22 protein-coding genes and 1 tRNA gene are annotated in these 22,564 nt (G+C 69.9%); 14 read left to right on the top strand and 9 right to left on the bottom strand.

What is annotated here, in order from left to right; all coding sequences use genetic code 11:
- Positions 1–7: 7 nt before the first annotated feature.
- A tRNA-Met gene (locus tag ACFP6A_RS13080) sits at positions 8–84 on the top strand.
- 235 nt (positions 85–319) lie between these two features.
- Here the strand turns inward: ACFP6A_RS13080 and ACFP6A_RS13075 are convergent.
- On the bottom strand, positions 320–937 hold the full coding sequence (locus tag ACFP6A_RS13075) for a TetR family transcriptional regulator (protein WP_379604199.1): 618 nt from the start codon (positions 935–937) through the stop codon (positions 320–322).
- 152 nt (positions 938–1,089) lie between these two features.
- Between ACFP6A_RS13075 and ACFP6A_RS13070 the strand changes: the two genes are divergently transcribed.
- The 4 genes from ACFP6A_RS13070 to ACFP6A_RS13055 all read left to right on the top strand — a co-directional run bounded on the left by ACFP6A_RS13070 (position 1,090) and on the right by ACFP6A_RS13055 (position 5,903).
- Positions 1,090–2,943, top strand: coding sequence for a GMC oxidoreductase (locus ACFP6A_RS13070; protein WP_379604197.1), 1,854 nt, complete (start codon positions 1,090–1,092; stop codon positions 2,941–2,943).
- Entirely contained in the window at positions 2,940–4,145 is a 1,206-nt protein-coding gene (locus ACFP6A_RS13065) for an NAD(P)/FAD-dependent oxidoreductase (RefSeq protein WP_379604195.1), read from the top strand. Before ACFP6A_RS13070 ends, ACFP6A_RS13065 begins: the two co-directional genes overlap by 4 nt.
- Positions 4,146–4,245: 100 nt before the next feature.
- Positions 4,246–5,712: a fatty acid desaturase gene (locus ACFP6A_RS13060; protein WP_379604193.1), complete on the top strand. Its 1,467-nt coding sequence runs from the start codon at positions 4,246–4,248 to the stop codon at positions 5,710–5,712.
- Positions 5,712–5,903: a ferredoxin gene (locus ACFP6A_RS13055; protein WP_379604191.1), complete on the top strand. Its 192-nt coding sequence runs from the start codon at positions 5,712–5,714 to the stop codon at positions 5,901–5,903. Before ACFP6A_RS13060 ends, ACFP6A_RS13055 begins: the two co-directional genes overlap by 1 nt.
- 139 nt (positions 5,904–6,042) lie before the next feature.
- Here ACFP6A_RS13055 and ACFP6A_RS13050 read toward each other — a convergent pair whose 3' ends face one another.
- Positions 6,043–7,185, bottom strand: a complete 1,143-nt coding sequence (locus tag ACFP6A_RS13050; RefSeq protein ID WP_379604189.1) for a TIGR04053 family radical SAM/SPASM domain-containing protein — start codon at positions 7,183–7,185, stop codon at positions 6,043–6,045.
- A 148-nt stretch (positions 7,186–7,333) separates the two neighbouring features.
- Between ACFP6A_RS13050 and ACFP6A_RS13045 the strand changes: the two genes are divergently transcribed.
- The gene (locus ACFP6A_RS13045; RefSeq protein WP_379604187.1) at positions 7,334–8,047 is read left to right on the top strand and encodes a haloacid dehalogenase type II; all 714 of its coding nucleotides are present in this window, start codon (positions 7,334–7,336) and stop codon (positions 8,045–8,047) included.
- A gap of 251 nt (positions 8,048–8,298) precedes the next feature.
- Here the strand turns inward: ACFP6A_RS13045 and ACFP6A_RS13040 are convergent, their stop codons facing one another.
- From ACFP6A_RS13040 to ACFP6A_RS13020, 5 genes are all read right to left on the bottom strand, one after another.
- The gene (locus tag ACFP6A_RS13040) at positions 8,299–9,687 is read right to left on the bottom strand and encodes a dihydrolipoyl dehydrogenase family protein (RefSeq protein ID WP_379604185.1); all 1,389 of its coding nucleotides are present in this window, start codon (positions 9,685–9,687) and stop codon (positions 8,299–8,301) included.
- Positions 9,684–9,896, bottom strand: coding sequence for a DUF427 domain-containing protein (locus tag ACFP6A_RS13035; RefSeq protein WP_379604184.1), 213 nt, complete (start codon positions 9,894–9,896; stop codon positions 9,684–9,686). The genes ACFP6A_RS13040 and ACFP6A_RS13035 overlap by 4 nt, the downstream gene beginning before the upstream one ends.
- A gap of 99 nt (positions 9,897–9,995) precedes the next feature.
- The gene (locus ACFP6A_RS13030; RefSeq protein WP_379604182.1) at positions 9,996–10,589 is read right to left on the bottom strand and encodes a hemerythrin domain-containing protein; all 594 of its coding nucleotides are present in this window, start codon (positions 10,587–10,589) and stop codon (positions 9,996–9,998) included.
- A complete protein-coding gene (locus ACFP6A_RS13025) occupies positions 10,586–11,809 on the bottom strand; it encodes a hypothetical protein (protein ID WP_379604180.1) in 1,224 nt (407 codons plus the stop codon). The genes ACFP6A_RS13030 and ACFP6A_RS13025 overlap by 4 nt, the downstream gene beginning before the upstream one ends.
- A 209-nt stretch (positions 11,810–12,018) precedes the next feature.
- Entirely contained in the window at positions 12,019–12,654 is a 636-nt protein-coding gene (locus ACFP6A_RS13020) for a TetR/AcrR family transcriptional regulator (protein ID WP_379604178.1), read from the bottom strand.
- Between the two features lie 130 nt (positions 12,655–12,784).
- On the opposite strand from ACFP6A_RS13020, the gene ACFP6A_RS13015 reads away from it, so the two are divergent.
- From ACFP6A_RS13015 to ACFP6A_RS12985, 7 genes are all read left to right on the top strand, one after another.
- Positions 12,785–13,681, top strand: a complete 897-nt coding sequence (locus ACFP6A_RS13015; protein WP_379604177.1) for a CoA transferase — start codon at positions 12,785–12,787, stop codon at positions 13,679–13,681.
- Positions 13,671–14,846: a thiolase family protein gene (locus ACFP6A_RS13010; RefSeq protein WP_379604175.1), complete on the top strand. Its 1,176-nt coding sequence runs from the start codon at positions 13,671–13,673 to the stop codon at positions 14,844–14,846. The genes ACFP6A_RS13015 and ACFP6A_RS13010 overlap by 11 nt, the downstream gene beginning before the upstream one ends.
- A 9-nt stretch (positions 14,847–14,855) precedes the next feature.
- Entirely contained in the window at positions 14,856–15,599 is a 744-nt protein-coding gene (locus ACFP6A_RS13005; RefSeq protein ID WP_379604173.1) for an SDR family NAD(P)-dependent oxidoreductase, read from the top strand.
- 64 nt (positions 15,600–15,663) lie between these two features.
- Positions 15,664–17,307 carry a long-chain-fatty-acid--CoA ligase gene (locus ACFP6A_RS13000; RefSeq protein ID WP_379604232.1) on the top strand — a complete coding sequence of 548 codons (1,644 nt, stop codon included), beginning with the start codon at positions 15,664–15,666 and terminating at the stop codon, positions 17,305–17,307.
- Positions 17,300–18,076 carry an enoyl-CoA hydratase/isomerase family protein gene (locus ACFP6A_RS12995; RefSeq protein WP_379604171.1) on the top strand — a complete coding sequence of 259 codons (777 nt, stop codon included), beginning with the start codon at positions 17,300–17,302 and terminating at the stop codon, positions 18,074–18,076. Before ACFP6A_RS13000 ends, ACFP6A_RS12995 begins: the two co-directional genes overlap by 8 nt.
- A gap of 10 nt (positions 18,077–18,086) precedes the next feature.
- Positions 18,087–19,241: an acyl-CoA dehydrogenase family protein gene (locus ACFP6A_RS12990; protein WP_379604170.1), complete on the top strand. Its 1,155-nt coding sequence runs from the start codon at positions 18,087–18,089 to the stop codon at positions 19,239–19,241.
- On the top strand, positions 19,238–19,714 hold the full coding sequence (locus ACFP6A_RS12985; protein ID WP_379604168.1) for a MaoC/PaaZ C-terminal domain-containing protein: 477 nt from the start codon (positions 19,238–19,240) through the stop codon (positions 19,712–19,714). The genes ACFP6A_RS12990 and ACFP6A_RS12985 overlap by 4 nt, the downstream gene beginning before the upstream one ends.
- A gap of 7 nt (positions 19,715–19,721) precedes the next feature.
- Here ACFP6A_RS12985 and ACFP6A_RS12980 read toward each other — a convergent pair whose 3' ends face one another.
- On the bottom strand, positions 19,722–21,362 hold the full coding sequence (locus ACFP6A_RS12980; RefSeq protein WP_379604167.1) for an MDR family MFS transporter: 1,641 nt from the start codon (positions 21,360–21,362) through the stop codon (positions 19,722–19,724).
- Positions 21,359–21,847, bottom strand: coding sequence for a MarR family winged helix-turn-helix transcriptional regulator (locus ACFP6A_RS12975; protein ID WP_379604166.1), 489 nt, complete (start codon positions 21,845–21,847; stop codon positions 21,359–21,361). Before ACFP6A_RS12975 ends, ACFP6A_RS12980 begins: the two co-directional genes overlap by 4 nt.
- 87 nt (positions 21,848–21,934) lie before the next feature.
- Here ACFP6A_RS12975 and ACFP6A_RS12970 point away from each other — a divergent pair, with 87 nt between their 5' ends.
- Positions 21,935–22,540, top strand: coding sequence for a TetR/AcrR family transcriptional regulator (locus ACFP6A_RS12970; protein ID WP_379604165.1), 606 nt, complete (start codon positions 21,935–21,937; stop codon positions 22,538–22,540).
- The last annotated feature ends 24 nt before the right edge of the window (positions 22,541–22,564 follow it).

Genomic DNA, 22,564 nt, shown 5'->3' with positions numbered 1-22,564 from the left:
TCACCGACGCGGGGTGGAGCAGCTCGGTAGCTCGCTGGGCTCATAACCCAGAGGTCGCAGGTTCAAATCCTGCCCCCGCTACCAAGGGTTTTTGCAGGTGGAGCCGGGTTCGAGACGTCTACGAACCCGGCTCCTGAGTTCTCACGGCTGTACACCTGGTCTGCCCGCTCGACCGTGCACCGAGTGTGTGCCGCGACGTGGTGGACGTCATGGAGACGGCGGTCGCCGGATGGGGCAGGACTCTGTTCCGTCGAGGAAGCAGCGGAGGAGCTGATCGACGGCGCCGAGGAGCTGCGCTGATCGGTCGCCACCCCCGAACTCACTCCGCCGTGAGGTCCTCGTCGGGCAGGTCGAGGGCGTTGAGCACCAACCGGGCGAGCCGCCGCCCGATCACGTCGGGGGGCTCGGCGGGCAGCACGATGTGACTCACGGTGAGCCGAACGACGCTGTCGACCACCTCGGCCACATGGTCCGGGTCGAGGTGCGGGTACTGCGCGGTGGCGTAGGCGCACAGGGCCGTGGAGGCGGCATGAAGGACGGGTTCGCTGCGGGTCGTCAGGAGGGGCAGGAGGCTGTCGTCGCCGCCTCGAGCACTGGTCAGGATGGTGCGCAGGAGGGCGTGCTCGGCGGCCCGTTCCAAGGTGTACTCCACCGCTTCGCGAACCCCCTTCCCCAGCGAGCCGGGATGGCGCTCCAGGCACTCGGCGACCCCGTTGAGGAAGTGCTGGGTCTCGCGCATGATCAACGCCTGCCCCAACGCGTCGCGGGTGCCGAACTCGCTGTGCAACGTCTGCCGGCTCACGCCGACGCGTGCGGCCACGGCTCCCATGCGCAGCCGCTGCCACCCGGCAGTGACGGTGATCTCCCTGGCTGCGTCGAGCAGGGCCTCCCGCAGCTGCTGCCGAGCCGAGGCCCGGATCTCACTCGCCGTCGTCACGCGATCATTCTCGCACGACGACCCAGCCGACCTCTCACCGTGTCTGCCTCATCGCCGACAGTCTTACCGTACTTGACAAGCAGCAGGACAACGCCAAGTCTTCGGTCAAGAGGGCGTCGGCGGACGCGTGGATTGTGGCGCGAAGGAGCACCATGACGGCACAAGCGAACCTCGAGGGCCGCGGCGCTGCAGGAGCCCAGCGGCACCTCGACGGCGATGTCGACCACACCGCCGACGTCATCGTGATCGGCAGTGGGTTCGGTGGCAGTGTCGCCGCGCTGCGTCTGCGGGAGAAGGGCTACCGGGTCATCGTCCTGGAGGCCGGCCGCCGGTTCACCGACGAGGACCTGCCGGCGACGTCGTGGGACGTGCGCCGCTTCCTGTGGGCTCCGCGCCTCGGTCTGCGAGGTATCCAGCGGATCAGCAAGGTGGGGCGAGTGCTCGTGCTCGCCGGCGCCGGGGTGGGTGGCGGCTCGCTCAACTACGCGAACACCTTGTACCAGCCCCCGGAGCCGTTCTTCCGGGACCGGCAGTGGGGCCACATCACCGACTGGCACGCCGAGCTGGGGCCCTGGTACGAGCAGGCCCGCCGCATGCTGGGGGTGGTGCAGAACCCGGTCCGTACCGCACCAGATGAGGTGATGAGCAAGGTCGCCGACGACATGGGGGTCGGGCACACCTTCCGGCTCACCCCGGTCGGGGTCTTCTTCGGCCGTGACGGCGCTCTCGAGCCTGGCGTGACGCTGCCGGACCCCTACTTCGGTGGCGCCGGACCTCAGCGCACCGGGTGCACGCAGTGCGGGTCCTGTATGACCGGCTGCCGGGTCGGCGCCAAGAACACCCTGGTCAAGAACTACCTGTACCTGGCCGAGCGGGCCGGCGCCAGGGTGGTGCCTGACACGACGGTGGTGGCGGTCCGCCCGACCCCCTCGGGCGACTTCGCCGTGGACACCGTCGCCACCGGCTCCTGGTCGCGACGGCCCTCCTCTACGTACACGGCGCCACAGGTGGTGCTGGCTGCCGGCACGCTCGGGACCCAGCGGCTGCTGCACCGGATGCGGGACACGGGGAAGCTGCCGGACATCTCGCCACGGCTCGGGGTGCTGACCCGGACGAACTCGGAGTCCTTGCTGGGCGCACAAACACGGAAGGTCGATCAGGACTTCAGTCGCGGGGTCGCGATCACCTCGTCGTTCCACCCCGACGACGAGACGCACGTCGAGCCCGTGCGCTACGGCCGGGGCAGCAACCTCATGGGTCTGCTGCAGACGGTGATGACCGACGGGGGCGGACGGCTGCCCCGGTGGCTCAAGGCGCTAGGGGTGGCGGTGCGGCAGCCGCGCACGTTTCTGCGAATCCTGGTTCCGCGTCGCTGGTCGGAGCGAACCATCATCACCTTGGTGATGCAGACCAAGGACAACTCTCTCACCACGTACACCAGATGGGGGCGACTCACCGCGCGACAAGGCCACGGTGAGCCGAACCCGAGCTGGATCCCGATCGGCAACGAAGTGACCCGTCGGGTCGCCGAGCAGATCGGTGGTATCCCGGGAGGCACCCTCGGGGAGCTGGTGAACATTCCCATGACCGCGCACTTCATCGGTGGGTGCGCCATCGGTGACTCGCCTGAGACCGGGGTCGTCGACCCCTATCACCGACTCTACGGTTACCCGGGCATCCACGTCGTTGACGGCTCCACCATCTCGGCGAACCTCGGGGTCAACCCGTCGCTGACCATCGTGGCCCAGGCGGAACGGGCGTTCGCCTTGTGGCCCAACCACGGCGAACCGGACCTGCGGCCTGCTGCCGGTGAGCCCTACCAGCGCCTCGACCCGGTACCGCCCAGGCACCCGGTAGTGCCGGACTGCTCTCCCGCGGCGCTGTGGACGGCACGCACCACAGCGGCGCGCCTCGAGGGCGACGAGCACCAGAGCGCGTCGGCGATCGACCGCCATCAGACGCCCACTGGCGTGACGACCCCGGCCGCGGAGGGCACGTACTCGTGAGTGTGGCACCGGTGGTCGTCGTCGGCGCTTCCCTCGCCGGCCTCAGAACGGTCGAGGCGTTCCGGCGGGCGGGGTACGACGGCCCCTTGACCCTGGTCGGCGCCGAACCGCACCTGCCCTACGACCGTCCCCCGCTGTCCAAGCGGTTTCTTGATGCCGATGAGCCGCCGAGGATCCCGACGTACCGGGACGAGTCCCACTTGCGTGACCTCGGTGTCGAGCTACTGCTCGGAGTGCCGGCGACGGGCCTCGACACGGACTTCTCCGAGGTGGTTCTGGACGATTCACGCTTGCCCTACCGGACGCTGGTGATCGCCACCGGCGCCCATGCCCGGGACCTGCCCGGCGTCGCCGTCGACGGGGTGCACACGCTGCGAACCGTTGACGACGCCACAGCGTTGCGGCGAGACCTCGACGCCGCACGCCGCGTGGTGGTCGTCGGAGGCGGGTTCATCGGGTCGGAGGTCGCTGCGGCCGCCCGTAAGCGAGGGCTCGAGGTCACCATCGTCGAGGCGGCACCGCGGCCCTTGGTACGAGCAGTCGGGGAGCAGATGGCCGATGCGTGCTCAAGCCTGCACGCCCGGTGGGGCACCGAGCTGCGTTGTGGAGTCGGGGTGCGGGAGGTCCGTGGCAACGGCCGTGTCGAGAACGTCGTCCTCACCGACGGGACCAGTCTTCCCGCCGACGTCGTGGTGGTCGGTATCGGTGCGTCGCCCACGACCGACTGGCTGATCGGATCGGGAGTAACCGTGACCGACGGGGTGGTCTGCGACGAGACTCTCGCCACCGGCGTCCCTGGTGTGTACGCGGCCGGTGACGTCGCCCGGTGGACCAACGGACTGTTCGCTCGGGAGATGCGCCTGGAGCACTGGACGTCTGCCTCCGAGCAGGCCACCGCCGTAGCGCGCAACGCACTGAACCCGCATGCCGCAGCTGCCCACCACAGCGTGCCGTACTTCTGGTCGGACTGGTACGGACAAAGGCTTCAGATGGTTGGGACCTGCGACGGCGCCGACGTCGTCCTCTTCGGCGACGTCTGGGCGGACCGGTGGCTGGCGCTCTACCGCGAGGGCGACCGCGTCACCGGTGCGCTGAGCCTGAACCTTCCAGCCCGGATCATGAAGTTCCGCGCGCTCATCCACCGTCGTGCTCCATGGAGGGACGCCGTCGAGCTGGCCGAGACTGTCTGGTCTGTGGTCTGAGGGCGGCATCTGGTCCGAACCTCTTGACATGTGTCCGTAACGTGTCAACCATGGCGTCTTAACCGGTCCGCTTGTCAACTGCAGCACAGGAGGTTCTCCCATGGCAGGCACAGATTCCGCAGATCAGGGGTCGGCCCTTCCGGGCCGGATCGCGGCCACCGGCACGGTTGCCGAGGGGTCGACGGCACAGTGGCGTGACAAGAAGCGTTACCTGTGGCTCCTTGGCCTCGTCGTGCCGTCGTTGGCCTTCCTCGGTATCGGGCTGCACGAGCTCACCGGGTGGGGCGTGTGGCTCTGGATCGGTCCGATCATCGTGTTCGGTGTCGTGCCGGCCGTTGACCTGATCGCCGGTCTTGACCGCTCCAACCCGCCCGACGACGTGATCGAGGCGCTGGAGCGCGACCGCTACTACCGGTGGATCACCTATCTTTTCCTGCCGATCCAGTACGCGGGCTTCGTGACAGCATTCTGGCTCATCGCTCGTGGCGATCTCAGCGTCGTGGACAAGATCGGTCTGGCACTCACGATCGGTGCCATCGGCGGTATCGGCATCAACACGGCCCACGAGCTGGGGCACAAGAAGGAGAGTCACGAGCGGTGGCTGTCCAAGATCGCCTTGGCACAGACCTTCTACGGCCACTTCTACATCGAGCACAACCGGGGTCACCACGTCCGCGTCGCCACGCCCGAGGACCCGGCTTCCAGCCGAGTCGGGGAGAGTTTCTACGCATTCTGGCCACGAACCGTCTTCGGGTCACTCAAGAGCGCATGGGACCTGGAGAAGAAGCGCTATGCCCGCCGGAACCAGCACCCGTTCCGGCTCGGCAACGACGTGCTGAACTCCTGGCTCATGTCCGCGGTGCTCTGGGGTGTCCTCATCGCCTGGCTGGGTATCGAGATTCTGCCCTACCTCGTCCTGCAGGCAGTGGTGGGCTTCTCGTTGCTTGAAGTGGTGAACTACATGGAGCACTACGGCATGCTGCGTCAGAAGGTCGGTGCCCCAGGCCGGCAGCGGTACGAGCGGGTCAACCCGTCGCACTCCTGGAACAACAACAACATCGCCACTAACGTGCTGCTGTATCACCTGCAGCGGCACAGCGACCACCACGCCAACCCGACACGGCGCTACCAGACTCTGCGAGACTACGAGGAGTCACCCGTCCTCCCGACTGGTTATGCCGGGATGATCCTCATCGCGCTGGTCCCGCCGATCTGGCGTCGCGTCATGGACCGTAGGGTGCTGGCCCACTTCGGCGGTGACATCAGCCGCGCCAACATCCAGCCCAGCAAGCGGGAGAAGGTTCTGGCTGCCTACCCACCGCCAGTGCACGGGCAGGACGACGAGAAGCCAGCGTCCGACGATCTCACCACCGGTGCGGTCGAGGAGGTCATGGCTGCTCGCTGCCCCAACTGTGACTACGTCTACGAGGTGGAGAGAGGCGAGGAGCGCGAGGGATTCCCCGCCGGGACGGCCTGGTCGGAGGTCCCCGACGACTGGTGCTGCCCCGACTGCGGTGTCCGCGACAAGCTGGACTTCGTTCCGTTGGAGAAGGCGGAGGCCGCCTGATGCGGATCGTCGCCGACAGGAGTCGGTGTGAGGGCCTGGGGATGTGCGAGGCCATGGAACCCGAGTTCTTCGAGGTGGGTGAGGACGGGACGGTGGTCGTGCTCGACGACCAGCCCGACGAGGCCCGTCGCACTGAGGTGCAGGCTGCTGTGGACTCCTGCCCTGTCGCCGCCCTCAGTCTCCAAGGCTGAGGAGGCCCAACCCGGCTCACGTGGTTCTGTGTGGATGACGCCCCCCGCTCGTGACGACGTCACGAGCGGGGGGCGTCACTCGTGTTCGTGGCCGTCGACGCCGTGCTGCTGGCCCTTCTCCCGTTGGTCCGTCGCGGCGTCAGGTCGTAGCGCGACGCCCTTTGTCGGGCCGGGTCGTAGCACCTGCGCGCGGCTCGTAGGGGCACAGCGGGTCGGACTCCAGCGGGTCACCGGTGCGGGCCAGCGCCCGGGCCCGGGAGCCGCCGCACCAGCGGGCGTAGGAGCAGCGGCCGCAGCGGCCCTTGTACCGGGTCACGTCGCGCAGGGCGACCAGGTCGGGGTGGTGGCGGTACAGCTCGACGATGTCGTCGGCGGGGACCCTGCCCAGGGGCATCGGCATGAACCCGGAGGGCTGGACCGTCCCGTCGTGGGCGATGAAGACGATCCCGTTGCCGTCCCGGACGCCGAAGCCCCGGCCCAGCGGGCTCGCCTCGATCTGCTCGTCGGTCAGGCCGGCGCGGCGCATCCGGCGCACGGCGACCCGCCGGTACTGCATCGCCTCCACCGTCTTGACCTGGAACGGCGCCTCGGCGTTCAGACCGTGCAGCCAGTGCATGAGCCGCTCGGCCCGGCCCGGTTCGAGCTCCTGCAGGTGGGAGCCGCGGCCCACGGAGATGAGGAAGAACAGGCTCCAGCGCATGAGGGTGTGGTGACGCAGGAGCTCGTAGACCGCAGGGAGGTCGTCCACCGTCTGGGCCGACACCAAGGTGTTGACCTGCACCGGGACACCCAGCGCCGCGGCGTCCTGCAGTGCGGTGACCGTGGCGTCGAAGGTGCCCGCCACCCCGCGGACGCCGTCGTGGTGCGCGGCGTCCGAGCCGTCCAGGCTCAGCGAGATCGCCTGCACCCCGGCCCGCTGCAGCTGAGCCAGACGCTCGCGGGTGAGCAGCTCGGTGACCGCGGGGGCCAGCGACACCTCGATGCCCCGGGCGCCGGCCTCGGCGATCAGCAGGTCCAGGTCGCCGCGACGCAGCGGGTCTCCGCCGGTGAGCACGACGTGCGGCAGCGGCGAGCCGAACCCGGTCATCGCGTCGAGCACCGACAGCGCCTGTGCCGTGGTCAGCTCCCCAGGCGCCGGGTCCGGCATGGCGGTGGCCCGGCAGTGGCGGCAGGCGAGCCCGCAGGCCGTGGTCAGCTCCCAGTAGATGATCATGGGGGCGCGGGAGTAGACCCACCCCTCGGGGCGGACAGCGCCGATGCCGTGGTGCGGGTGAGAGGTCATTCCGAGCCCCTTCGCGAGTGGTCTGCGGCAGCACGGTAGCCCTGTGACGGGAGCGACGACTCGGGGCCCCGGAGCGTACGCTCGACGTCCGCGAGACTGCCTGGACGCTGCAGCGGCCACCGTCGTTCGTCCGTGAAGGAGACAGCCGATGCCCGAGCTCGTCAGGCCCGGCCAGCAGGCGAGCCCCGAGCGGGTGCGGCGTCCCCGCGTGCTGGTGTTCGACGTGAACGAGACGCTGTCGGACATGTCCCCGCTGGCGGACAGGTTCGAGGAGTTCGGCGCGCCAGGGCATCTGGCCACCAGCTGGTTCGCCGGTCTGCTGCGCGACGGTTTCGCGCTCGCCGTCACCGGCCGGTCCCAGCCGTTCTCGCGCATCGGTGAGGAGTCGCTGCGGATCCTCCTTGGCGGCGTTGCGCTGAGGGTCGGCCTGGACGACGCGGTGGCTCACGTCATGGCCGGGTTCGGTGAGCTGCGGGTGCACGAGGACGTGCCGGACGGCGTCCGCGCCCTCGCCGGCCTGGGCATCCGTCTGGTGACGCTGAGCAACGGCGCGGCTGGGATCGCGCACCGGCTGCTGGCGGAGGCCGGCGTGCGCGACGAGGTGGAGCAGGTCCTGTCAGTCGAGGCCGCCGGGGTCTGGAAGCCGGCGCCCGCGGCCTACGCCTACGCCCTCGAAAGGTGCAGCGTCGACCCGCAGGACGCCATGCTCGTGGCCGTCCACCCGTGGGACACCGACGGCGCGGCCCGCGCCGGTCTGGGCAGCGCGTGGGTCAACCGGACTGGTGGCGCCTTCCCCGGATACTTCACCACCCCGGACCTGGAGGCGACGTCCCTGCTCGACCTCGCTGAGCAGCTGCGGTGAACCAGCCGGCCGTCGCCGCGTGCTCCGGCTCGGCTGGCCGGGGTCCAGGGGCCGGGGTCTAGGACTGGCCGGAGTCGGAGGACTGGTCGGATTCGGAGGACTGGCCCGGGTCCTGTCGCTGGTTGCTCCAGGTCGGCAGTCCGCCGGCGCGGTGGGTCCGGTGGCCCGCTTCGGTGCTCGGCGGCCCGCCCCCGCCTCCTGCGCCGTGGTGTCGCTGGACATGTGGGCACCTCCGTGGCCGGTGACAGCGCCTACTCGCGGGTGAGGCCTCGGCCGTCGAGCCTGGCGAGCGCGTCCTCGATACCACGGTGGAAGGTGGGATAGGCGTAGATCATGTGCTGGAGCCGTTCGACCGGGACGTGGCCGTGGACGGCGACAGCCAGCGCGCCGAGGACCTCCCCGCCCGCCGGACCGGCGGACGTGGCACCCACGAGCAACCCGCTGCCCGCGTCCACCACGAGCTTGATCAGACCTTCGTTGCCCGCCTTGTGCAGCCAGCCACGTGCCGAGGACGGCACCTGCGTCAGTGCGGCCCGGACGTCGAGGCCGCGGTCGCGGGCCTGCGCCTCGGTGAGGCCGACGGCTCCGACCTCGGGGTCGGTGAAGGTGACGCGGGGCACCGCGTCGTACTCCGCCGGCGGGCCGGGCTCCCCGAGGATGTCGCGGACGGCGATCTTGGCCTGGTAGGTGGCGACGTGGGTGAACGCGCCGTGACCCGTCACGTCACCGGCCGCCCACAGCTTTTCACCAGCACGCAGGTGCTCGTCGACGGCCACAGCACGGGCGGACGGGTCGAGGCCGACCGTGTCCAGCCCGAGGTCGGCGAGCTCTACCCGCCGTCCGGTGGCGACCAGCAGTCGGTCGGCGGTGAGGGTGCGGTCAGGCAGGTGCACGGTGAACCGGCCGTCGTGGGTGACCCGGTCGACCTGTGCGGAGGTGAGCACCGAGATGCCCTCGGCTTCCAGGACCTCCTGGACCAGGGTCGAGGCCTCCGGCTCTTCCGCGGCCAGCAGCCGGTCGGCGACCTCGACGACCGTGACCATCGCGCCGAACCGGGCGAAGACCTGCGCCAGCTCCAGGCCGATAGCGCCACCGCCGAGGACGACCATGGAGGTGGGCACGTCGGTCGTGCGCACCGCGTCCCGGTTCGTCCAGTACGGCGTGTCCGCCAGCCCCGGCACCGGCGGCACGGACGGGACGGTGCCGGTGGCCAGCACGACTCCTCGTCTCGCCTCGACCAGCTCACCGCCGACGAGCACCCGACCGGGGCCGGCCAGCTGGGCCCGGTCCCGGACGAAGTGACCCCCGTGGCCGGTGAACCGGTCCACGGCGACCTGGTCGTCCCAGTCGTCGGTGGCCTCGGTACGAATCCGCTGTGCAACCTTGCCCCAGTCGGGGGTGACGTGGGCGCTGCCGGCCATCGCGTCGACGCGACGCGTCTCGGCGAGCAGACCGGCGGCCCGAACCATCATCTTGGTCGGGATGCACCCCCAGTAAGGGCACTCGCCGCCGACCAGGTCGCTCTCCACGCCGAGCACGTCGAGACCGGCTGCGGCCAGCCCACCGGCGGCAGCCTCGCCGGCCACGCCCATGCCGATGACGACGACGTCGACGGTGCGTTCTGTCGTCGGTGTGCTCACCGGTCACCCTGCTCGACGGCGGAGCCCTCGACGGCCGACCCCTCGACGGCGGGACCCTCGTCGGCGACGACCTGCACGCCGCGCCAGAACGCGACGTGACCCTTGATGTCGCAGGCCGCCGGTGAAGGATCCTGGTACGTCCACGCGGCGTCGGAACTGGTCTGACTCTCTGCCAGGACGGTGCCGTTCCAGATCACCTTCACGCTCATCGGTGCTCCACTTCGGGTCGGTGCTCTGTCGCTGCCAGGCCCTTGATGAGCCTGACGTGCAGTGTCACCTGCTGTCCGTCGCGGCGTCGGTGAGCGCGCTTACGGAGGCCCGTCCTCGCGTGCGCTACGGATCGCGTCCCGTGCCCGGTCCACGGTCGCCGCCAGCGGACCTAGCAGCAGGTTGGCGGTTGCGGACTCGACCCCGGGATGAGGGCGCGTCGGTGCGGTCTGCTCCGCCGCTTGCACGAGCGTGAGCATGGTCGCCCGTTCCGCCGTCGAGAGGTGGTGGCGAAGATGGTTGAACTCGTAGCGCTGCTCGTAGAGCGCGTGGGTGATGACCGCCTGGCGGAGCCGGGTGAACAGCGGGAGGAACTGCGGGTCGTCGACGTCCATGCCGTCGAGCTGGGCCAGCAGCTCCTTCGCTTCGCGCTCCTCGTCGAGCCGATCGTCGACGACCTCGCCACCGGCGTCTTGAGCGTGCCGGGCGCGTGGGTGCACGACCTCCTCCTCGGCGGTCTCGTGCACCGACAGCAGGTGCAGCACCTCCCGAAACGCGTGGTGCCGTTGCTCGCCGTCTGTGCGCAGCACGTCGCCCAGCAGGTCCCGGATCCGCATGTGCTGGGCGACGAGCAGCTCGACGACGTCCGGCGGCGGCATCTGTCCGTAGGGCATCTCGATGTGACCGGTGCTCACAACCCACCCCACTGCGCCTCGGCTCGGTCCTGAGCCTCCTGCGGATACGGCCCTGCCTGTTCGGATCGGTAGTCCGCTCCCTCGAAGCGTTCGCGGTGCTGCTCGATCACCATGTCGGAGACGGGTGTCCCGTCGCCCTGGAGCCTCTCCTGCATCGCGACGAACCGCTCATGCTGGTCGCGCACGTAGCCCGTGCCCAGCGTGGTCAGGTCCATCTGCGTTGCGAGCAGGTGGCGCAGGTACTCCTTGTTCGGCTCGAACAGCAGCACGTTGGGCAGCTCAGTGGGCAGCAGCGCTTCGGGGTCGCGGTCCTCGTACCGGCGCATCAGGTCGCAGGCGGCGTGCAGCTGCCCGATCTCCATCTGCAGGTGCAACTCCCAGATCTGCTTCACCTTCGGGTCGACCTCCTGCTCGAAGAACGAGTAGTAGAGGTAGCACTCGTTGTACTCGTGCAGCAGCAACTTCTCGAACCAGCTCTCGCTGCCGTCGCCCAGCGACTCGTAGTGGGTGACGTGCTCCTCCTCGATGAGGCCGATCTCCTGGTAGAGCTGCCGGGCGATCGGCTCCATGTACTGAGGTCCGACGTTGGCGTAGTAGTTCAGCGTCTGCTGCTCCGCCGAGGTGATCGTGAGCTGGTGGAGCTTCGAGATCGCTGCGGCGGTCTGCTTGTCGTAGTTGTCGCGCACGTTGTCGAACGGGTGACGGTGGTGCGCCCGGGTCGGTCGGCCCGGGATGACCTCCGTCAGCTCGTCGACGATCTTCTCCGCCTTGCGGTGCTCGATCATCTCGTAGAGGTTGGAGTACCGGTAGAGGTGGTCGAAGTCCTCCAGGACGCCGAACTCGTAGGCCTGCTTCAGGTACGGGTCGGGCTCGTTGCGCGCGACCCACGCGGTCAGGTCGGTAGCGACCTGCTCGTACGCGATCGTGGTCTCCAGGACTGACGACCAGCCCGGCAGGAGCCAGTTCACCACCTTCTGCTGCTGATGATCGACGTAACGCGACAGCGCGAGCTGGCGTTGCAGGTCCTTGTCGTTGGTGTGCCGGGCGAACTGGTGGCTGAAGACCAGCGCCTCGACCTCGATCCCGTTCATCGTGATCACGCGGCACCGGGTGTACGGGTGCACGGCGTCGGGATCGAACGGCTCGACGTTCAGCTCACGCCAGCTGCGGATCTGCTGATCCAGGGGTAGGCCTCGTTCTTCGAGGGGGTTGAATGCCACGTCTCGTCCTCGTCTCGGCGGGTCTGGATTCTCGACGGGTGTGGAACCACGGCTTGCCTGGTGTCCCAGGCGTTGGGGGCCCGGCGTCCGTCACGAGGAGGTACCCACGTCGCCGCGCGGGCATGCGGTCGTGGACAAAGATTTCTGAGCCCGGGCCAGAGGTCACCAGTCACCGCCCCGCCTCCCCGAAGGGCCCGGGGGCAGGGAGGTCAGTCTCGGTCGTCGGCGCGTGAGGCGTCGAGGGCCAGCTCGACCGTGAGCCGCGGGGGCGTCCTCGACGGGTCGATGTCCTCGGGGAACTCGTGGGAGATGCGGTCGACGAGGGGCTGGAGGAAGAGGCGCCCGAACTGGCGGACCATGATGGTGAGGACCTGCTCGCCCACGGTGTGGTTGGTCGAGGCGACGCCGGCTGCGCGCAGGTCGTGGACCTGCTGTGCGGACAGCTGGCTGAGCCGGCTCACGAGGTCGCCCTGCTCGCCTCCGCCGTCGAGCAGGGCTCTGCGGAGGTAGTCGACGATCGCCGGACTCGCCGCCAGCATGTCCGCGACCGCCTCGTCCCGGGCGGCCGCGATCCGTCCGGCCGGGCGGCTGTCGAGCGGGACGGACGCGATCGCGTCCGCGAACCTCTCGACGATGGCGAGCTCGACGGCTTCGCGCAGCGCTTCCTTGGTCCCGTAGTGGTGGACGATCAGGCCGACCGTCACGCCCGCCGCTGCGGCGACAGCCCGCAGGGAGGTGCCCTCGACTCCGTCCCGGGCAAACAGCTCGAGCGCGGCGTTCCGGATCCGTGCCTTGGCCGTGATGTCGTCCGCGCGCGCCGTCCCTGCGGGCACCGGTCGCGCCATGTCTCGACCTCGTCCCTGGTGGAGTCCTGCGACAGCCTCGTCGAACTCGTCGATCCTAACCATTGCACGAACGTAACGTTGACTGTACGGTCGTATAGACCCGTGATCGCAAAGGAGCGAGCCCGTGCCCATGACGCCCACCTCCGCCACGCTGGCGGGAGTCGACGTGGTGTCTCTGGCCGTGAACCTGCCGGGGCCGCTGGCGGCCGCTCGTCTCGCGTCGATGGGTGCGACGGTCACCAAGGTCGAGCCGCCGTGGGGTGACCCGCTCCGGGAGGTGGCGAGGAGCTGGTACGACGAGCTCGTCGCCGGCCAGGACGTCGTCACGCTCGACCTCAAGGAGCCGGCCGGCCGGGCAGCGCTGGAGGACCGGCTGGCTGGTGCCGACGTGCTGCTGACCTCGATGCGGCCCTCCGCGTTGCAGCGTCTCGAGCTGGCCGACAGCGTCGAGCGCCACGGTCTCGTCCTGGTCGAGATCGTCGGTTACGACGGTGAACGCTCCGAGGAGGCCGGACACGACCTGACCTACCAGGCCGCCCGCGGCACGCTCACGCCGCCCACGATGCCGCTCGTGCCCTTCGTCGACGTCCTGGGAGCCGAGCGCTCGGTGACCGCGACGCTCGCCGGGCTGCGCCGGCGGACGGTCGAGGGTCGCGGCGTCCGCGAGCGCGTCGTCCTCGACGACGCGGCCCTCGCCGCGTCGGCAGCAGTACGTCACGGGTTGACCGGTCCCGGCAACCCGCTCGGAGGGGGCCTACCCGGCTACGGCATCTACGCCACCAGTGACGGGTACGTCGCCGTGGGTGCGCTCGAACCGCACTTCGCCCGACGCCTCGCCGCGGCCGTCGGGACGACCCGTGAGGACCTCGCCGCCCGTTTCGCCACCGAGGGCAGCGCCCACTGGGTCGCCCTCGGCCATGACCGCGACATCCCGATCGTCGCCGTCGAGGACCTGTCCGGCGGTGGTCCCGGTTCCGGTTCCGCCCACGTCCCATCCACCACCAAGGGGATCCACCATGACTCGTGAACCCGTCATCGTCGACGCCGTGCGCACCCCGGTCGGCAAGCGCGGCGGACAGCTGCGCACCTGGCACCCCGTCGACCTGCTGGCGCACACCCTGTCCTACCTGACCGAGCGCACCGGCCTCGATCCCGACCGGCTCTCCGACGTCATCGTCGGCTGCGCCCTCCAGCGCGGGGAGCAGACCGGTAACGTCGCCCGCAACGCGTTGCTGGGTGCCGGTCTGCCCATCTCACTGCCCGGGACGACCGTGGACCGCCAGTGCGGGTCCGGCCAGCAGGCGGTCCACTTCGCCGCCCAGGCGATCAAGTCCGGCGAGTACGACTTCGCGATCGGTGCCGGGGTCGAGTCGATGAGCCGGGTGGACCTTGGTCCGCTCTTCGTCCCGGGCGGCGGCGGGGGGGACTGGTACGGCGAGCGGGCCCTCGCCCGGTTCGGCGGGCACCTGCCGGCTCAGGGCCCCTCCGTCGAGCTGGTCGCAGCCAAGTGGGGTCTCACCCGTGAGCAGCTGGACGCGTTCAGCGTCGAGAGCCACCGCCGGGCCGCCGCTGCGTCCGACGCCGGCTACTTCGCCTCTGCGCTCGTTCCCCTCGACGGCACCGACAAGGACGGCTCCGTCGCCCCGATGACCCGCGACGAGGGCATCCGGGCCGACATCGACCCTGCACGGGTCGCGGCGCTGCCGCCCGTCTTCTCCCCGGACGGCGTCATCACGGCCGGGAACGCCTCGCAGGTGAGCGACGGCGCCGCGGCCCTCCTGGTGGCCGACCGTTCCGCGGCCGAGGCGGCCGGGCTGCGGCCCAGGGCCCGCATCGTCTCGATGGCGGTCGCCGCGGACGACCCGGTGCTGCAGTTCACCGCCATCGTCCCGGCCACGCAGAAGGCTCTCGACCAGGCTGGGCTGACCATCGGTGACATCGATCTGGTCGAGGTGAACGAGGCGTTCGCGCCGGTCCCCCTGCTGTGGCTGGAGGAGTTCGGCTACCCCCAGGACCAGCTCAACGTCAACGGCGGGTCGATCGCTATCGGCCACCCGCTCGGCTCGACCGGCGCCCGGCTGCTCACCCTGCTCGTGGCCGAGCTCGAGCGCAGAGAGGCCAGGTACGGGCTGCTGACCATCTGCGAGGGCGGCGGCATGGCCAACGCGACCATCGTCGAACGCATCCACTGAGGGAGCAGCATGCAGATCACCGACCGCACCTTCCTCGTCACCGGCGGCGCCTCCGGGCTCGGCGGCGCGACCGCTGCCGCCCTGCTCGAGCGCGGCGCCCACGTGGTCGTCGCAGACCGTGCCGGGACGGCGCCGGCCGGGGCGGTGCTCGTCCAGACCGACGTCACCGACGCCAGTGCGGTGGCCCATGCCGTCGACGTCGCGACTCAGCAGCCGGGACCGCTGGCCGGAGTGGTCAACTGCGCCGGTATCGGCGTCGCGCAGAAGGTGCTTGACAGGTCCGGACCGCACCCGCTCGAGGACTTCATGAGGGTTCTCGAGGTGAACCTCGGCGGCACCTTCAACGTCATCCGGCTCGCGGCCGCCGCCATGCGCGACAGCGAACCTGGTCCCAGCGGCGAGCGTGGTGTCATCGTCAACACCGCCTCGGTCGCCGCCTTCGAGGGTCAGATCGGCCAGGCCGCCTACTCCGCCTCGAAGGGCGGAGTCGTCGCCATGACGCTGCCGATCGCGCGCGAGCTGGCCCGGTACGGCATCCGGGTCGCCACGATCGCCCCCGGACTATTCCTCACGCCCATGATGGGCGAGCTGTCGGAGGCGGCCAGGGAGTCCCTGGGGCAGCAGGTGCCGTTCCCGGCGCGCCTCGGTGACCCGTCCGAGTTCGCTGCCCTCGCTGTCCACATCATCGAGAACCAGATGGTCAACGGCGAGGTGATCCGTCTCGACGGAGCCCTGCGCATGGCCGCCCGCTGAACAGGAGACCGTCGTGACATCGACCTTCACCACTCGCCCCGTCGTCACCGGGTACCCGTCCACCATGGGTGACGACGTCCAGCTCAACACGACCACGCTGATCCGGCACGCCGCCCGGACCCACCCCGAGCGCGAGATCGTCTACCGGACCGCGGACGGAGGGTGGGACCGCTACACGTACGCGGCGGCGTACGAGCGCGTCATCCGGGGCGCCAACGCGCTGCGTGCTCTCGGTGTCGAGCCTGGGGACCGGGTCGGCATCCTGGACTGGAACAGCCGCCGGCACTACGAGCTCTACTGGGCCATCCCCGGTCTCGCGGCGGTCATGGTCCAGCTCAACCTCCGCCTCGGTCCGGAGGACCTGTCGTTCGTCATCGAGGACAGCGGCACGTCCGTCGTCTGCGTGGACGAGACCCTGCTGCCGGTCGCTGAAGCCGTTGCTCCCAGACTGCCGGGGGTGCGGGCCTGGGTCGTGATGACCGACAAGCCGTTGTCCGACGTCCAGACCAGCTTGCCCAACGTGCACCACTACGAGGACCTCGTGGCCGCCGCGAACGGGCACATCACCTGGCCCGAGGTCGACGAGCGCTCTGCGTACAGCGCGTGCTACACGACGGGCACGACCGGTCGGCCCAAGGGCGTGTACTACTCGCACCGGGCGATCTACCTGCACTCGTGTGCCATCGCTACGAACGTCGGGATGGTGCTCGACGACTGCACCATGCTGATCACCCCGATGTTCCACGGCCAGGCGTGGGGCCTGCCGCAGGCAGCGACCCTGATGGCCAACAAGATCGTCCTGCCCGGTCGCTACACGGCCGAGGACACCAGGCCGCTCACCGACGCGCTCATCGCCGAGGGGGTCACCGTCGCGAACGGGGCCCCAGCGATCTTCCTGCCCATGCTGCAGTACATCGAGACGCTCGAGACCAAGCCGGACCTGTCCCGGCTGCGGATGATGTCCGGAGCGACCGAGCCCCCGCTGACCATGATGCGCGGTTTCCGCGAGCTGACTGGTGCTGAGGTCGTCCACGCCTACGGAGCCACCGAGACCACCCCGCTGGTGACGATGAACCGCTACAAGCCGAGCGTCCGGGAGCGTCTCACCGAGGACGAGCTGCTCGAGCTGAAGCGCAAGCAGGGCCTGCCGGTCACCGGCGTCGACATCCGGCTCATCGACGGCACTGGCAACGACGTGCCGTGGGACGGCGTCACCCAGGGAGAGATCTGCGTGCGCGGGCCGTGGGTGACCACGACGTACCACAACATGACCGAGGAGGACCGGGCCGACCGGTTCCACGACGGGTACTGGCGCAGCGGCGACGTCGGCACGATCGACGCCGACGGGTACCTGAAGGTGACCGACCGGGTCAAGGACGTCATCAAGAGCGGCGGGGAGTGGATCTCGTCCATCGACATGGAGAACCTGCTCCTCGCCCACCCGGCCGTCGCCGAGGCCGCAGTCGTCGGCCTGAGCCACCCCAGGTGGCAGGAGCGGCCCTTCGTGCTCATCGTCCCCAAGCCGGGCCAGCAGATCACTCTGGAGGAGGTCCGCGACCACCTGTCCAGCGCGTTCGCCACCTGGCAGCTGCCCGACGCCATCGAGATCGTCACGCAGATCCCCCGCACGAGCGTCGGCAAGTTCGACAAGAAGCGGATCCGCGCCGAGTACGCCGGCGCCTACGGCGGGGAGCAGCTCGATGCCTGAGCGGCTGGTGCTCGCCGAGACGACCGGTGCCGCTCGAGTGCTGACCCTCAACCGGCCCGCCGCTCTCAACGCGTTGAGCCGTGCACTCGTCGACGAGCTCGTCGGCCACCTGGAGCAGGCGGCTGGTGAGCCGGCCGTGCGCGTCGTCGTCCTGACCGGGTCGCAGAAGGCCTTCTGCGCCGGCGCGGACATCGGCGAGATCCCGACCATGGCCGGCGCCTCCCCCCTGGACACGCTGGCGTTCGACCGGCTCTTCGAGACCATCGAGCGGCTACCTGTCCCGACCATCGCCGCCGTCCGCGGTGTGGCCTTCGGCGGTGGGTGCGAGCTGGTCCTGGCCTGCGACACCGCCGTCGCGGGCCGGTCGGCCCGCTTCGCGCTCCCGGAGGTCCGGCTCGGGGTCATCCCCGGTGCCGGAGGCACCCAGCGGCTCGTGCACGCCATCGGCAAGGCCAAGGCCATGCAGATGCTCCTGACCGGCACCCCGGTCGACGCCGCGTGGGCCCACGCCGCCGGTCTGGTCGCCGATGTCGCCGACGACGACGACGTGCTCGGTCGTGCCCTGGACCTCGCGGCGCAGATCGCCGGCAACGCGCCTCGAGCCGTGGCGTACGCGGCGGACTCGGCGCGCCGAGTCAACGACCTGCCGCTCCACCAAGGGCTCGCCCACGAACGTCGCAACTTCCTCCTCGCGCTCGGCACCGCCGACGCCGGTGAAGGGGTCGACGCCTTCATCAACCGACGCACTCCCACCTTCACCGGCAGATAGGAACGGCACCGTGATCCTGGACGACTACCGGTCACCGTGGATGACCGAGGAGCTCGAGGACCTCCGTCAGCTGGCTCGGACCTTCCTCGACAAGGAGGTCGTGCCCCACCAGGCCAGGTGGGCAGAGCAGCACATGGTCGACCGCGACTTCTGGCGCGCCGCCGGTCAGGCCGGCCTGCTGTGTCTCAGCATCCCCGAGGAGTACGGCGGCGGGGGAGGCACGTTCGCGCACGAGGCCGTTCTCGCGGCCGAGCAGGCACGTGCCGCCGACGACGCCTGGGCCAACAGCGTGCACAGCACGATCGTCGCCCACTACGTCAACGCCTTCGGCACACCGGAGCAGAAGCAGCGCTGGTTGCCCGGAATGGCGTCCGGCGACCTGGTCGGGGCCATCGCGATGACGGAGCCGACGACGGGGTCGGACCTGCAACGGGTGCGCACCCGCGCCGTCCGGGACGGTGACGACTACGTCATCAACGGCTCGAAGACCTTCATCTCCAACGGAACCCACTGCGACGTGCTCATCATCGTGGCACGCACCGGTGACGAGCCCGGGGCCAGAGGACTGTCCCTCATCGTCGCCGAGACGGCTGACCTGCCAGGCTTCCAGCGGGGACGGGTGCTCCAGAAGATCGGCATGCACGGCCAGGACACCAGAGAGCTGGCCTTCGTCGACATGCGCGTCCCGGTCGCCAACCTGCTGGGCGCGGTGGAGGGGCGTGGTTTCGTGCAGCTCATGGAGCAGCTGCCGCAGGAGCGGCTCATCATCGCCGTCACGGCGGCCGCCACCGCGGAGGCGGCCGTCAGGCACGCGACCGCCTACGCCAAGGAGCGGGAGGCCTTCGGCGAGGACCTGATGTCCTTCCAGAACACCCGGTTCGTCCTGGCGGAGTGTGCCGCCGACGCCCTCGCGGCGCGCACCCTCGTCGACAGCTGCATCACCCGGCACCTGGCCGGCGACCTCGACGCCGCGGGCGCCTCCCTGGCGAAGTTCTGGTGCACCGACGTCCAGAACAAGGTCGTCGACCGGTGCCTGCAGGTCTTCGGCGGGTACGGCTACATGATGGAGTACCCGATCGCTCGGATGTACGCCGCTGCGCGCGTCCAGAAGATCTACGGAGGGACGAACGAGATCATGAAGGAACTGGTGGCCCGAGCCCTGTGACCGATCCCGACCTCGAACCGCCTGCGCAGTCGCTCCTGCCCGCCGAGGACATGCCCGTCGGGCAGGAGATCGACTGCGGCTCACACGCCGTCACCGAGCAGGAGATGGTGGCGTTCGCCACCACCTGGGACCCGCAGTACTTCCACGTCGACGGCGAGCTCGCCGCGGCCAGCGCCTTCGGTGGCCTGATCGCCAGCGGCCTGTACACCGCCTCGGTCTTCCAGCGGCTCGCGGTGACCGGCCTCTTCCACCGCTACGACGTGGTCGCCGGTAAGGAGATCAGCAGCCTGCGCTTTCTTCGGCCCGTGCGCGCCGGAGACGTCCTCACGTGCTCGATCACCGTGCGGTCCGTGGCACCGGAGGCGGACGGCCGGTCTCTGGTCACCATGGCCGGCGAGCTGCGCAACCAGCACGGGCGGCCCGTCCTGGAGCTGCAGGTGGAGACGCTGGTGCGGTCGCGGCAGCAGGCCTGATCCGTCGTCACCTCTCCCGAGCACCCTGACCGAGATCGCTACCCGGCTCCACCGACGTCTCGTAGGCCTCGGCGAGGTCCTCGCCGGCCGTCTGCTCCTGGGCGTGCTGCCGCAGGGGGGTCTCCCGCAGGAACAGGATCACGACGAAGCCGACGAGGGCAAACGGCACCGCGGCGAGGAACGTCGTCTGCAGTGCGTCAGCGAAGCCGTTGACCACCGCGGTGTGCACTGGTCCCGGCAGCTGGGCGATCTGCTCCGGGCTGCCGAGCGTGGGGATGCCGCCGGCGAGCTGTTCGGCCTGCAGGCCGGCTTCGGCGAGCCGAGCGGGGATCGTGTCGGCGAGACGGTGGGTGAGCAGTGCGCCGAACACCGCGACACCCAGGGCCCCGCCGAGGGAGCGGAAGAACGTCGCGCCGGAGGTGGCGACTCCGAGGTCGCTGCGGTCGACTGCGTTCTGGGCGGCGAGCACGAGGACCTGCATCACCAGACCGAGCCCGACGCCGGTGACGAACATGTACACCCCGGCGACCGGCAACGAGGTGTCGGCGTCGAGCAGGCTCATCAACCACAGCCCGATGCTGGCCACGAGAAGCCCGACGACCGGGAAGACCTTGTACCGACCGGTGGCCGTGATCGCCCGTCCGGAGCTGATGGCGGCGCCCAGCTGGCCGGCCACCATCGGCAGGGTCAGCAGTCCCGACGCGGTGGGCGACTGGCCCTTGACGATCTGCAGGTACTGGGGCAGGAAGATGATCGCACCGAACATGGCGACGCCCACGACGAACCCGGCCAGGCTGGTGATCGCGAAGGTGTGGTTGCTGAACAGGCGCGGCGGCATGATCGGCTCGGGGGAGCGCCGTTCCTGCCAGACCGCGAGTCCCAGCAGCACGGCGGCCGCGGCGCTCAGACCGTAGGTCCACGGCGAGTTCCAGGCGAACTCCTTGCCCCCCAGCGACAGCATCAGCAGCAGTGAGCTGACCGACGCCACGATGAAGAACGCACCGAGCCAGTCGATCGAGTGCTGCCGTCGGGGGAACGGCAGCTGCAGCACCCGCTCGGTCACCACCAGCGCGGCCAGGCCGATCGGGATACCCACCCAGAACGTCCACCGCCAGGACAGGTGCTCCACCAGGAACCCGCCGAGCAGCGGCCCGGCCACGGTGGACAGCGCGAACACCGAGCCCATGTAGCCCTGGTAGCGCCCCCGTTCCCGGGGGCTCACGACGTCCCCGATGATGGCCTGGGACAGCGCCATCAACCCGCCTGCGCCGAGACCCTGGACCGCCCGGGAGGCGATCAGCTGGCCCATGCTCTGGGAGAACCCGCTGGCCAGTGACGCCACCAGGAAGATCCCGATGGCCAGCTGGAACATGATCTTTCGGCCGTACAGGTCGGAGAGCTTTCCCCAGATCGGGGTGGACGCGGTCGAGGTCAGCAGCGTCGCCGAGACGACCCACGCCAGCTGCTCCTGCCCGCCCAGCTCGCCGACGATCGTCGGTAGTGCGGTGGCGACGATCGTCTGGGACAGCGCCGCGACGAGCATGCCGAGCATGAGGCCGAAGAGCACCGTGAGGATCTGTCGGTGCTCCAACCGGGGCATGGCCGGCTGGTCCGCCGTGGCCTGCGGTGGATCCGCGGGTGTGGTCATGCGGGTGCGTTCTCCTTCTCGTGAGCCTGGGTATAGGCGTCGTCGAGCCCTGCGTTCAACCGTGCCAGCAGCACCGCGAGGGTCTGCTGGTCCTCCGGCGGCCAGGAGCCGATGAGCTCGCGCAGGGCGCCCCGACGGGCACGCCGGGTGGACTCGACGGCGCGCCGACCGGTCGGTGTCAGTCGCACCTGGGCCGCCCGACCGTCGTCCGGGTCGGCCTCTCGGGTGACCAGGCCGTCGCGCTGCAGGCCAGCGACATGCCGGCTCACCGTCGAGCCGTCCAGCTGCAGCAGCTCCGCCAGCGCCGTGTTGCGCATCGGGCCGCGGTCGTTCAGCAGGCCGAGGATCAGGTAGGCGCTGCGCTCCAGCGGCTGTCCCGGTGCGTCGGTGTGCAGGGTGACGTGCTGGGCCCTGCGGACCAGTCGGGTCATCTCCCGCTCGACCCGATCGAGCACGTCGCGCGTCTCGTCGGCCTTTAGTTGCATGTGCCAAGCATAACTGCCGAGCGAGTGTGACGAAGTGCGCACTGGGAAACCTTGCTCTTTGGGCAACGTTGGCGGGAGAGTGCCGGCGTGAGCCGGACCGGCCTGCGGGAGAAGAAGCGCGCAGCGACCGCCCAGGCCCTTGCCGAGTCGGCGTTCGAGCTGGCGAAGGAACGGGGCCTCGACGGTTTCGTCATCGACGACGTGGCCCAGCGGGCGGGGTACTCGCGGCGGACCTTCGCCAACCACTACCCCTGCAAGGAGGCCGCGGTCGCGTCGGTCGCCTACTCCGGTCTCGACGCGGCGAGCGACGCCCTGGAGAAGCTGTCCGGCGGGGTCCCACTGCTCGACGCGATCCACGCCGTCCTGCGCCTGCAGCTGACCAGGGCGACCCTGTCCCGGATGCGGGAGGTCATCGGGCTCTCCCGGAGGTTCCCGTCGCTGGAGCCCTACGTGCACAGCGTCCACCACCGGATGCGCCTCGAGGCGGAGCAGCGGCTCCGCTCCGTGGCGGGGGACCGCTACCCCCAGGCCTACGTCTCCCTGCTCTTCGGTGCCCTGTACGGCATGGTCACCTCCGCGCTGGAAGGGCTCGTCGACGTCCGGTTGCCGGGGGACCGGCGACCGAGCCCCCAGTCCATGGAGTTCGAGCAGTTCCTCGACCTCGCCTTCAGGCACCTCCGGACCGGCTTCTGAGCCGCGTCCGGACATCGAGCACCT

The organism is Quadrisphaera sp. GCM10027208 (assembly GCF_042658805.1).
Classification (GTDB): Bacteria; Actinomycetota; Actinomycetes; order Actinomycetales; family SCSIO-59966; genus SCSIO-59966.
This window is presented reverse-complemented; position numbering and strand designations above follow the sequence as displayed.

Bases quoted from the DNA above. Each gene is read 5' to 3' on its own strand.
- ACFP6A_RS13070 (WP_379604197.1), top strand. From the start codon at position 1,090: ATGACGGCACAAGCGAACCTCGAGGGCCGCGGCGCTGCAGGAGCCCAG.
- ACFP6A_RS13060 (WP_379604193.1), top strand. From the start codon at position 4,246: ATGGCAGGCACAGATTCCGCAGATCAGGGGTCGGCCCTTCCGGGCCGG.
- ACFP6A_RS13055 (WP_379604191.1), top strand. From the start codon at position 5,712: ATGCGGATCGTCGCCGACAGGAGTCGGTGTGAGGGCCTGGGGATGTGC.
- ACFP6A_RS13050 (WP_379604189.1), bottom strand. From the start codon at position 7,185: ATGACCTCTCACCCGCACCACGGCATCGGCGCTGTCCGCCCCGAGGGG.
- ACFP6A_RS13045 (WP_379604187.1), top strand. From the start codon at position 7,334: ATGCCCGAGCTCGTCAGGCCCGGCCAGCAGGCGAGCCCCGAGCGGGTG.
- ACFP6A_RS13035 (WP_379604184.1), bottom strand. From the start codon at position 9,896: ATGAGCGTGAAGGTGATCTGGAACGGCACCGTCCTGGCAGAGAGTCAG.
- ACFP6A_RS13020 (WP_379604178.1), bottom strand. From the start codon at position 12,654: ATGGCGCGACCGGTGCCCGCAGGGACGGCGCGCGCGGACGACATCACG.
- ACFP6A_RS13015 (WP_379604177.1), top strand. From the start codon at position 12,785: ATGACGCCCACCTCCGCCACGCTGGCGGGAGTCGACGTGGTGTCTCTG.
- ACFP6A_RS13010 (WP_379604175.1), top strand. From the start codon at position 13,671: ATGACTCGTGAACCCGTCATCGTCGACGCCGTGCGCACCCCGGTCGGC.
- ACFP6A_RS13005 (WP_379604173.1), top strand. From the start codon at position 14,856: ATGCAGATCACCGACCGCACCTTCCTCGTCACCGGCGGCGCCTCCGGG.
- ACFP6A_RS13000 (WP_379604232.1), top strand. From the start codon at position 15,664: ATGGGTGACGACGTCCAGCTCAACACGACCACGCTGATCCGGCACGCC.
- ACFP6A_RS12995 (WP_379604171.1), top strand. From the start codon at position 17,300: ATGCCTGAGCGGCTGGTGCTCGCCGAGACGACCGGTGCCGCTCGAGTG.
- ACFP6A_RS12980 (WP_379604167.1), bottom strand. From the start codon at position 21,362: ATGACCACACCCGCGGATCCACCGCAGGCCACGGCGGACCAGCCGGCC.
- ACFP6A_RS12975 (WP_379604166.1), bottom strand. From the start codon at position 21,847: ATGCAACTAAAGGCCGACGAGACGCGCGACGTGCTCGATCGGGTCGAG.